We start from the raw sequence: 278 nt of genomic DNA, 5'->3' as shown, positions 1-278 counted from the left end.
TGCGGCAACGGGGGAGCACGGCGACCTCCTCGACGTGATCCGGGAGAGCCAGGGCCTGTCCAGCTTCGCCGACGTGCTCGCCGAGGCTCAATCCTTTCTGCGCCTTCCACCAATCTCACGAGACGCGGAAGTTCCCCATGGCGGAAAGCAATGTTCTTCACGTGATCCGGTCCCCTCGGCACGACGACTCTTTGCAGCCGCAAAGCCGATTCCGGGCACAATCGTGGAGACGTATTTGCGGAAGCGCGGCATCACGGCTTTGCAGGAAACCGGAAGCC

At 62.6% G+C, this 278-nt stretch carries 1 protein-coding gene; it reads left to right on the top strand.

The features are described 5' to 3' along the window. Positions 1–278: DUF7146 domain-containing protein (locus tag V5F61_RS21235; RefSeq protein ID WP_445329460.1), on the top strand; the 278-nt coding region annotated here is incomplete at both ends.

Source organism: Xanthobacter sediminis (assembly GCF_043195015.1).
GTDB lineage: Bacteria > Pseudomonadota > Alphaproteobacteria > Rhizobiales > Xanthobacteraceae > Xanthobacter.
The sequence above is the reverse complement of the archived record's forward strand: the minus strand, read 5'-3'. Positions and strand labels throughout refer to the sequence as shown.